This window comes from Kitasatospora sp. NPDC050463 (genome assembly GCF_040655255.1).
Classification (GTDB): Bacteria; Actinomycetota; Actinomycetes; order Streptomycetales; family Streptomycetaceae; genus Kitasatospora.
The window spans coordinates 53,083-63,484 of the sequence record NZ_JBFAJO010000029.1 but is presented as its reverse complement, the minus strand read 5'-3'; the positions used below and the strand labels follow the sequence as shown (position 1 = coordinate 63,484).

7 protein-coding genes are annotated in these 10,402 nt (G+C 71.2%); 5 read left to right on the top strand and 2 right to left on the bottom strand.

All coding sequences use genetic code 11. The annotated features are described in order from the left end of the window. The first annotated feature begins 28 nt into the window (after positions 1-28). The 5 genes from AB0J08_RS19805 to AB0J08_RS19785 all read left to right on the top strand — a co-directional run bounded on the left by AB0J08_RS19805 (position 29) and on the right by AB0J08_RS19785 (position 6,896). Positions 29-1,336 carry a hypothetical protein gene (locus AB0J08_RS19805; protein ID WP_360635414.1) on the top strand — a complete coding sequence of 436 codons (1,308 nt, stop codon included), beginning with the start codon at positions 29-31 and terminating at the stop codon, positions 1,334-1,336. Between the two features lie 11 nt (positions 1,337-1,347). After that, positions 1,348-2,772, top strand: coding sequence for an MFS transporter (locus tag AB0J08_RS19800; protein WP_360635411.1), 1,425 nt, complete (start codon positions 1,348-1,350; stop codon positions 2,770-2,772). A 52-nt stretch (positions 2,773-2,824) separates the two neighbouring features. Continuing rightward, entirely contained in the window at positions 2,825-4,033 is a 1,209-nt protein-coding gene (locus AB0J08_RS19795; protein WP_360635408.1) for an acetyl-CoA C-acetyltransferase, read from the top strand. Further along, positions 4,030-4,881, top strand: coding sequence for a hypothetical protein (locus tag AB0J08_RS19790; RefSeq protein WP_360635405.1), 852 nt, complete (start codon positions 4,030-4,032; stop codon positions 4,879-4,881). The genes AB0J08_RS19795 and AB0J08_RS19790 overlap by 4 nt, the downstream gene beginning before the upstream one ends. A 497-nt stretch (positions 4,882-5,378) precedes the next feature. Continuing rightward, entirely contained in the window at positions 5,379-6,896 is a 1,518-nt protein-coding gene (locus tag AB0J08_RS19785) for an MFS transporter (protein WP_360635402.1), read from the top strand. An 87-nt stretch (positions 6,897-6,983) separates the two neighbouring features. Here the strand turns inward: AB0J08_RS19785 and AB0J08_RS19780 are convergent, their stop codons facing one another. Both AB0J08_RS19780 and AB0J08_RS19775 read right to left on the bottom strand, forming a co-directional pair. Further along, positions 6,984-9,074, bottom strand: coding sequence for a PQQ-dependent sugar dehydrogenase (locus AB0J08_RS19780; RefSeq protein ID WP_360635399.1), 2,091 nt, complete (start codon positions 9,072-9,074; stop codon positions 6,984-6,986). Next, positions 9,074-10,393: a glycosyl hydrolase family 8 gene (locus AB0J08_RS19775; RefSeq protein ID WP_360635396.1), complete on the bottom strand. Its 1,320-nt coding sequence runs from the start codon at positions 10,391-10,393 to the stop codon at positions 9,074-9,076. Before AB0J08_RS19775 ends, AB0J08_RS19780 begins: the two co-directional genes overlap by 1 nt. Positions 10,394-10,402: the final 9 nt, after the last annotated feature.

The window sequence follows — 10,402 nt, the reverse complement described above, 5'->3', positions numbered from 1 at the left end:
ACCCTCATCGACAGGAGAGTGGAACGGCATGAGCGCAGAATCCGAGCGGGAACCCGTCATGACGGGCACCTACCAGCCCAGCGGGACCTTCCTGCACACGTCCGCCGGCGCGCACGCCGAGAAGTTGATGCCGGTTCTGGACAAGTACCCGGTGGACGCCGGGGAGGTCGAGTCGCGGCTGCCTCCGAAGCGTGTCCTCAATCCCAGCTGCTTCTATCCGGACACCACCCCCACCGTCGTCGAGCAGATGAACCTCGACGACGGCCTCGCCGACAACCTGGCCCGGCAGCTGCGGTGCCAGGCCGTCATCCAGGAGAGCTTCGCCCAGGCGTCGATCGGCAGCTACTTCCCGCTGTCGACGATGTTCGAGAACTGCGTGCTGTTCATACCGTCGGCCAAGCGCTTCTACGACCTCAACCAGGAGATCGTCCACAAGCACTTCCCCGAGGTCGAGACCGCCGTGGTCAACGCCTTCGTGGTCACCGCGAACAAGCGCTCCTACGGCACCCACTCGGCCAGCGGCATCGCGCTGCAGATCCCGTCGCTGGTGAAGAAGCGGCTCGGTTTTCCGACCGAGTACCGCAGCTTCCACACCGCGGTGACGCCGACCCCGCTCGACCGGCAGCCCTTCGTGATCTTCGAAGAGGCCGAGGTCGAGGCGCCGAACCTGCAGTTCGCGTACGAGAAGATCATGGAATACGGCGTGGACAAGGAGGAGAAGGCCGCCGTCGACAAGGCCCTCTACCTGTTCCTGGAGGGCAAGCTCTCCGAGATCGACCTGCCGACCGTGCGCGACTTCCTGATGGCCAAGTACTGGGAGAAGCGGTACGCCGACACGCCGTCTCCCGGCTACTACTGCGACTCGCGGGTCGGTGACGCGCTGGTCTTCGACAACTACCGGGCCCACGGCGACGGCACGCTGCCCGGCTCGCCGAAGGACCGGCTGACGATCGACTTCCGCTGCTTCAACAAGGTGCACTACCCGGCGGGCATGTCCAGCGGCCTCGACTTCATCGTCGACCCGGACGAACGCAACTACCAGATCACCCGCAAGCGGGACTCCATCGACTTCCTGCTGACCACGCTGGGCTACGAGGGCATCGACGAGTTCCTGTACCTCGTGTTCGGCACCCGGCACACCGAACACATCAACCCCTTCGGGCTGATGACCGACCTTCAGTTCGGTGTCTACAACAAGTCCGAGTACCACCTGCTGGACCGGAACCTCGACGCCCACTACGAGCGCGTGGAGCAGCTGTACGACCAGATCGAACGGGACGGCGAGTACGTCCTGCCCGAGCGCGCGAAGCAGCGCCTCCAGGCACTCGCGCAGTAGGGGGACGCAGCATGTCGAACAACACGGTGGCCGCGCGCCCCGAGACGGCGTCGCGCGGACTCCTCGCCGTTCTGCTGACCGGGGTGTTCATCGCGATCCTCGACGTCGCCATCGCCAACGTGGCGGCACCGAGCATCGGCACCGACCTGGACGCCAGCGGCGCCGAGCTGCAGCTCGTCGTCGCCGGCTACATCGTCACCTACGCCGTCCTGCTGATCACCGGAGCGCGGCTCGGCGACCTCGTCGGCCGCAGGCGGATGTTTCTCGCCGGGGCCGCCGTCTTCACGGCGGCGTCGCTCGCCTGCGGCCTGGCCTGGACGGCTTTGGCACTGATCGTCTTCCGGTTCGTGCAGGGAGCCGGGGCCGCGTTGATGGTGCCGCAGGTGCTCAGCCTCATCCAGCTGAACTTCGCGGGCGCGGCTCGGGCCAAGGCGCTCAGCGCCTACGCCACGGTGATCGCCGGCGGCGCGATCGTCGGCCAGATCGCCGGCGGTGTCCTGGTCAGTGCCGACATCTTCGGCACCGACTGGCGGCCGGTGTTCCTGGTCAACGTGCCCGTCGGTCTGGTGCTGCTGATCGCCGGAGCGCGCACGCTGCCGAAGGACGCCGGCAATCCGTCCCGCAAGCTCGACCTGCCGGGTCTGGCCACGCTGTCCCTCGCCGTGATCGCGCTGGTGCTGCCGCTGGTCCTCGGGCACGAGCTGGGCTGGCCCGCGTGGACGTGGGTGAGCCTGGTGCTGTGCGTGATCTTCACGCTGGCCTTCGCACTGGTCGAGAGCCGGTCGAGCCGGACCGGCGGTTCACCGCTGGTCCCTGGTGAGCTGCTGCGCGCGCCCGGCCTGGTGGCGGGCGCGCTGGCCCTGCTCGCCGCGACCGCGAACTACGGCGCCATCCTCTTCCTGATCGCGTTCTTCGTGCAGACCGGCCTGGGCCACGGCGCGCTGGCCGCGGGGCTGGTGTTCCTGCCCAGTGCGTGCGCCTTCGGCTTCGCCAGCATGAACTGGCGCAAGCTGCCCGCCAAGTGGCATCGTCTGCTGCCCTCGGCAGGTCTGCTGCTCACCATGCCGGCGCTGGTCGGTCTCGCTCTCACCATGGACACCGGTCACCTCTCCGTCTGGATGGAGATCTGCATCCTGCTCTTCGGCCTCGGCATGGGGTCGGCGTTCAGCCCGCTGTTCACCATCGCGCTCTGGAAGGTGCCACCGGCCATCGCGGCGGACGCCAGCGGCGTGCTGACCACGGTGATGCAGCTCGGCCAGGTCATCGGCGTCGCGGTCTTCGGCTCGGTGCTCCTGAACCTCATGCACGCTCCGTCCGACGCGCCGCACGCCGGCTTCGTCACCGCGCTCGTGATGGCCGCCACAGGGGCGCTCGGAGCCCTGATCGCGCTGGGCCTGCCCCACGCGAACAACACCCCTGGGGGGTCGACCAGCTGACCGTCAGGTCCAATAATCAGAGGCAAGTCAGTCGTCGTTGCATGGGAGAAACATGTCAGGCTCTGTCATCGTCGGTGGCGTGCGCACGCCGATGGGCCGGCTGCTGGGCTCGCTGAAGGACTTATCCGGGGTTGACCTCGGCGGCCTGGCGATCAGGGCGGCGCTCGAGCGCGTGGGCCTCGCGCCGGAGGCCGTGCAGTACGTGATCATGGGTCAGGCGCTGCAGGCCGGCCAGGGGCAGATCCCGTCGCGCCAGGCCGCGGTCCGGGCCGGCATCCCGATGAGTGTGCCGTCCCTGACCGTCAACAAGGTGTGCCTGTCGGGGCTGGACGCGATCGCCCTGGCCGACCAGCAGATCCGCCTGGGCGAGTTCGACATCGTGGTCGCGGGCGGCATGGAGTCGATGACCAACGCCCCGCACGTTCTGCCCGGATCCCGCTCCGGCACCAAGTACGGGCCGGTCGAGATGCTGGACGTCACGGCGCACGACGGTCTCACCGATCCCTTCGACCAGGTCCTCATGGGTGCGCTGACCGACCAGCACAGCGCGAAGGCCGGCATCACCCGCGAGGACCAGGACGCGTTCTCCGCGCGCTCGCACCAGCGCGCCGCCGCCGCGATCAGCAGCGGCCGCTTCGCCGAGGAGATCGTGCCGGTCGAGGTCCCGCAGCGCAAGGGCGATCCGGTCGTGGTGGACACCGACGAGGGCGTGCGGCCGGACACCACGGCCGAGGGACTGGCGAAGCTCCGCCCCGCGTTCGGCGCGGACGGCACCATCACCGCCGGTTCGGCCTCGCAGATCTCCGACGGCGCGTGCGCCGTCGTCGTGATGAGCAAGGCCAAGGCCGAGGAGCTCGGCCTCGAGTGGCTGGCCGAGATCGGCGCCCACGGCAACGTGGCCGGTCCGGACAACTCCCTGCTGTCGCAGCCGTCCAACGCGATCAGGCATGCGCTGGGCAAGGAGAACCTGTCGGTCGACGACCTGGACCTCATCGAGATCAACGAGGCGTTCGCGGCGGTCGGCCTGCACTCCGCGCGCGAACTCGGGCTCGGTGACGAGGACATCGCGGCGAAGGTCAACGTCAACGGCGGCGCGCTCGCCCTGGGGCACCCGCTCGGCATGTCCGGTGCCCGCCTTGTGCTCACGCTCGCGCTTGAGCTCAGGCGCCGCGGTGGCGGCGTCGGTGCCGCGGCGCTGTGCGGTGGCGGCGGCCAGGGTTCCGCTCTGATCGTCCGCGTCCCGGAAGCGGTGGACGCATGAGCACGCACCCGGCACGGCGGCTCTGGCACAGCCTGGAGGTGCTCTACCAGCCGGCGCTGTCGGTAGCTCACACCCGGGCCGTCGGGAAGGAACTCGGCCTCCGGGGATTCTGGATGACCTTGATCGCCTTCCGGTCGGCTCCGCTCGGCGCGGTGGACGCCGCGACGGTGGTCGCCACGTTCGGCGGCTTCGCGCCGGAGATGGTGGGCAAGGCCGTCCCCGCCGCGTGGACGCTGGTGCCTCCGGCGAAGTGCGTCGAGCGCCGGAACGCCCTCGCGGGCGAGCTGCTCCGGGAGGCCGGCGTCACCGACGAGATCGCCGGGCCACTGGTCGCGCAGCTGGCCGTACTGCCGTCGGCGCTCGAGACGACCGGACGCCCGCTCGGTGCCGCCAATGCCGCTCTCCCGCTCCCGGACGACCCGGTCGCGGCACTGTGGCAGCTCGCCAGCACGGTGCGGGAACATCGCGGTGACGGGCATCTGGCCGCCTGGGTCACCGCCGGCGTCACCGGGCTCCAGTCCCATCACATGCTCGTCGCCGACCTCGGTCAGCACGAGATGATGCGGGAGCTGCGGGGCTGGACACCGGAGGAGTGGTCCGCGGCGGCCGAAGAGCTGGTCGCCCGCGGCCTGCTGGACGCCGATTCCGGTGCCCTCACCACCGCGGGCAGGGAACTGCGCGACAGGGTGGAGCAGCAGACGGACGAGCTGTCCTGGTCGGGGGGCCTATCCGTGCTGGGCGAGGAGGGCGTGGACAAGATCTGCGCAGATCTCGCCCCGCTGGCGAGTTCGGTCCGCGGCTCCGACCTGGCGCCCCTGTTCACCCTGCTCGCGGGAAGCGAGGCCTGAGGCTCCGTTCCCTCCCGGGAGACGCTCCCCGCCCCGCCCGCCGGCTGATCACCGCGGCGCCGCGGAGCAACCCGCCCCGGGTCGCCGAACCGGCGGCGACCTCGGGCGGCGGGACGACGAAGGCGCCCGGCAGCGTGGGCTGCCGGGCGCCTCCACCGGTGCACACCGTCGGCGCGGGCCGTCGGATCAGGCCTGCCACACTTCGTTGGCGGATCGAGACCTGACAACCACGGAGCGTCAGCGACGGGCCTTCGCCGCCCACCCCTCGTCGAACCTAGCCCTCCACCGGACCGCCACCGCCACCGGACCGCCACCGCGCCACCATGGCCCCGTCCGTCACGGCGGACACGGGAGTCGCACCCGGACCGCCGTCTCCGCCGGACAGGGCCTAAATGCGCCGGCCCGGCCGCGTTTGCCCCGGTTCGAACCATGACGTTGCGTACGGTCGGTGCCTTCCCGACCGAACCCCGGTCGGCGGGCCAAGGAGACCGGCTGCCGTGCAACGCAAGTGGTGGACCCTCATCGCCGTCTCGGTCGCGACCTTCATGTTGCTGCTCGACATCACGGTGGTGAACGTCGCCCTTCCCTCGATCCGCAAGGACCTCGGTGCCGACTTCACCGATCTGCAGTGGGTCTTCGACGCCTATGCGCTGTCCCTGGCCGCGCTGGTACTGACGGCCGGCTCGCTGGCCGACCGCCTCGGGCGGCGCCGGATGTTCGCCGCCGGTCTGGTGATCTTCTCCGCCGCCTCGCTGCTGTGCGCCCTGTCGCCGAACCCGACCTTCCTCAACGTGTCCCGCGCGATCCAGGGCGTCGGCGGCGCGGTGATGTTCGCGGTGTCGCTGGCCCTGGTCGCCCAGGAGTTCCCACCCGGCCGCGAGCGGGGCACCGCGATGGGCCTCTACGGGGCGACCATCGGGGTGGCGGTCGCGGTCGGCCCGCTGGTCGGCGGGGCGCTCACCGACTCGCTCGGGTGGGAGTGGATCTTCTACCTCAATGTGCCGATCGGGGTGGCGGCGCTGATCGTCACCTATCTCAAGCTGGCCGAGAGCCGCGACCCGAACGCCACCAGGGTCGACTGGGCCGGGGTCGCGGCGTTCAGCAGCGGCCTCTTCCTGCTCGTCCTGGCGCTGGTGCGCGGCAACGCCGAGGGGTGGGGCAGCGCCCTGATCGTCTCGCTGTTCGCCGGCTCGGCTGTCCTGCTGCTCGCCTTCGTGGTGATCGAGCTCCACGTCCCCGAGCCGATGCTGCCGCTGCGGCTCTTCCGCCGGCACGCGTTCACCGGCGTGCAGCTCGCCGCGTTCGCGGTCTCCAGCTCGCTCTTCGCCCTGTTCCTCTATCTGACGCTGTACCTGCAGAACTACCTCGGGCTCTCCCCGTTCGCGGCGGGTGTGCGCTACCTGCCCATCACGGTCCTCAGCTTCGTCGTGGCCCCGATCGCCGGCCTGCTGCTCTCCCGGGTGCCGGCCCGGTTGATGCTCTTCGTCGGCCTCCTCGCGATCGGTGCGGGCCTGCTCCTGATGGGCGACGTCCAGCCCGGGGACGACTGGACCGGTCTGCTGCCCGGCTTCCTGGTCGGCGGCGTGGGCGTCGGCCTGATCAACCCGGTGATCGCCGACGTGGCGGTCAGCGTCGTGCCGAAGGAGAACAGCGGGATGGCGGCCGGCATCAACGACACCTTCCGGCAGGTGGGGATCGCGGTGGGCATCGCCGTCTGGGGGGCGATCTTCGTCGGCCGGGGCGCCGACAAGGTCCGCGAACTGACGGCGGGCACGCCGACCGGGGAGGGCGCCCACCCGCGCGAACTGACCGAGGCCGTGTCCTCCGGCAGCCTGCCGGAGGTCCTCGCGACCCTCCCCGAGCAGGCCCGGCAGGGCGTCGCGGACGCCGCCCGCGCGGGGTTCCTGGAGGGCCTCAACGCCGTGCTGCTGCTGGGCGGAGTGGTCAGTCTGGTCGGCGCGGCGCTCGCGCTCTGGCTGGTCCGGGAGAGCGAGATCGACCGCGACACCGCGTAGCCGGGAGGTCCCGGCCTCCGACGCACCGAGCGGCTCGGGCCCGGCGGGAGGTGCCGCCGGGCCCGAGCCGCTCGACCTCACGAACGCCTAGCCGATCGAGACCGTGAAGATCTTGTCAGCCCCGTCCGCCGCCCCGCCGTTGTTGTCGGCGTTGGTGGTGGTGAGCCAGAGCCGGTCGGCCCCGGGCACCTTGGACACCGTCCGCAGCCGGCCGTAGGCGCCGACGTAGTAGGAGGTCGGCGTGCCGACGTTCTCGGTGCTCCCGTCGATCGGGATGCGCCACATCCGCTCACCGCGCAGCGCGGCCATGTAGACCACGTTGCGGACGATCGCGATGCCGCTCGGTGAGGCCTCGTTGACCGGCCAGCTCGCCTTGGGATTCGTCATCCCCGCCACGCTGCAGGGGCCCTCGCAAGTCGGCCAGCCGTAGTTGGCCCCGGGCTTGACCAGGTTGAGCTCGTCCCGCTTGGAGTCGCCGAACTCCGCCTCCCAGAGCCGTCCGTCGCGGTCGAAGGCCAGGCCCTGCGGATTGCGGTGGCCGTAGCTGTAGACGTAGGTGCCGAACGGGTTGCCGGGGGCCGGCTTGCCGTCGGTGGTGAGCCGCAGGATCTTCCCGTTGAGGGAGTTCTTGTCCTGGGCCAGCGAGGACGTCTGGGCGTCGCCGGTCGACGCGTACAGGTACCCGTCGGGGCCGAACGCCAGGCGCCCGCCGTTGTGGTAGCGGTTCTTCTTGATGCCCTGGAGCAGGACCTTGTAGCCGCTCAGCGTCTTGCCGTCGTACGTCATCCGCACGATCCGGTTGCCCTCGGCGGCGGTGTGCATGAGGTACACGTAGTGGTTGGCCGACCAGCCGGGGTCGACGACGATGCCGAGCAGGCCGCCCTCGCCGTCGGTGGTGACGGCGTTGGGCACGGTGCCGACCGCCGTCCTGGTGCCGCCCGTGGTGAGCCGGGAGACCTTGAAGCTGTCCCGCTCGGTCACCAGTGCGCTGGTGCCGTCCGGCAGCCAGGCGATGCCCCAGGGGATCGTCCACCCGGTGGAGAGGGCGGTCGGGGAGCCCGGGACGCCGCCGTCGGCCGAGCAGGCGCCGGTGGTGAAGGAGACCGTGCCGGACGGCGCCGAGGAGCTGCCCGCGGTGTCCCGGGCGACCACGGACAGCGTGAACGGGGCGTCGCAGGCGAGCCCGGTGACCGTCGCCGTGGTGGCCGGCGGGGTGCCGGTGACGGTCTTCACCACGGCGGAGCCGCTGCGGATCTCGTACGCCACCACGCCCTTGTCGTCGGTGGCGGCGGCCCACGTCAGGGTGGCGCCGGTGGCGGTGACCGCCGAGACGGTCGGGGTGCCCGGCGCGCTCGGCGGCGGGTCGGTGCTCGCCGTGGTGGTGCAGTCGACCGCGACGCTGGCCGGCGAGGCGTTGCCGGAGCCGTCCCGGGCGATCACGGTGAGGTTGTAGGTGGTCGCCGGGGTCAGCCCGGTGAGCTGCCAGGACGTCGCGGTGCCCGGCGCCTCGGCGAGCTTGTTGCCGTGCTCGTACAGGTCGTAGGCGGTGACGCCGACGTCGTCGGTGGCGGCTCCCCAGCCGAGCGTGAGACCGTTCGGCCCGACGGCGGAGCAGCTCGGCGGGCCGGGCCGGCTCGGCGCGGTGGTGTCGGCCGCCGCGCCCACCCGGAGGCGGTCGAGGTTGGGGCCGCCGTCGGCGGTGGTGGCGGTGGCCCGGATCCGGTTGGTCCCGGCGGCGAGGTCGACGCCGAGGGTCTTGTCCGCCCAGGTGTCCCAGTCGGCGGTGGGCGGGAAGGCGACGCCGGCGGCGACGACCTTCCCGTTGACCGCGATGTCCATCGGCCGGTTCGCCGCCCCGGCGTTGGCGTACCGAAAGGTCAGGGAGGCGCTGCCGGCCGTCGTGGCGCTCACCGTGAACTCGACGGCGGAGCCGGTGGTGTTGGTGTAGTCGACGAAGCCGGTACCGGTGTACCCGGTGTGGTTGGTGGCCGTCTTCGCCTGCGCGAGCTGGGCGTTCTCGGCCTGGTAGTCGGTGCTCGCCGTGATCGCCGCCGTGGCGGCGGTCGCCGCGGGCGGCGCCGCCACTCCCCCGAGGACCAGCCCGGCGGCGGCGAGTACCCCGCCGCCGGCCCTGACCGCCGCGGTCCGCGCGTGGCGCGGCCCTCCTGCGGCCGCCACTACGGCACCCAGTGGTTGCCGGAGGCCACGATCATCGACTGGAGCTGCACGCTGCTCCCGTAGTAGAGCGTCCTGTCCACGGGAGTGGCCGCCAGCTTCGTCCAGAGCGCGTCCAGCCAGGCCTGCGAACCGGGGTCGGTCATCGCGGTGACGACGAACGGGGCGGTGAAGGCCATGTCGTGCCCGCTGTCGAAGACCGTGCCGTTGAGCTTGTAGCCGGTGACGATGTTGGCCGGGTTGCCGCCCGCCTTGCCCTTGATCCAGGCGTTGATCCTGCGCGCCGAGGCGAGCGAGGCGGCGTCACCGCTGGTGACGGCGTCGGCGCCGATCCGCCACGGGTCGCGGCAGGCGTTCCAGGAGTAGTCGCCGTCGTTGGGGCTCTCCAGGACCTCGCCGGCCGCGGGCTTGGCCGTGCCGTTGGTGTTGACCACGAAGTCGGCGAGCAGCCCGGTGTTCGGGGCGTAGCCGCTCTGCTGCTTGGTGATCAGGCTCTGGTGCGCCGTGCGGATGGTGTCCCACGCGGCATCGCCGGTGGCGGCCCGGAAGGCACGGAAGTGGTCGATCATCCAGTCCGAGGAGCGGGTGACGTAGTAGGTCGAGTCACCCTTGGTCGACCAGTCGCCGAGCAGCGTCAGGTGCGTGGTCGGGTTGACCTCGCTCGCCTTGATCGCCTTGATGTGCTTCACGGCCAGGTCCTTGTAGTTGTACGTGCCCGCGCTGCCCCACTGCCGGTCGGCGAGCAGCAGCCCGTAGGCGACGTCGAGGTCCCCGTCGGTGGCCGAGTCGGAGCCGTTGACGGACTTGCAGGAGGAGTCCTGCTCGGCCGCCAGCAGATCGGCGTTGTTGACCGACCTGTGGGCCAGCACGTACTTCACCAGGCCGTCGAAGACGGTCTTGGCGTTGGGGTCGGCGCCGGCCATGGTGGCGGTGACGACCATGCCGTACCCCTGGGCCTCGGCCACGTACGGGTGGTCGGCGTCCGGCGAGATCACCTGGTACCAGCCGTTGCCGCAGTTCTGCTTGACGAACGCGGCCTTCCAGGCGGTGTAGACGTCGATGACCTTCTGGTCGAGGTCGGCCTGCGCGCCGGTGGGCTTGAGGATCCCGGCGGCGTAGGGGTAGCGGTGGCTGCCGAAGGGCACGGCGGGTGCGGCGGCGGCCTGCTGCGGGGCGGCGGCGGACGCGACGAGCCAGGCGGCGGCCTGCTCCGGCACGGCGGCGGACGCGACGGGGGCGGCGAGCAGCCCGGCCGCCAGGCCGGCGCCCGCGAGCAGGCCGGCGGTGGTGCGACAGAGGCGCGTGGTGGTCAGCGGTGACATCGGCGTGCT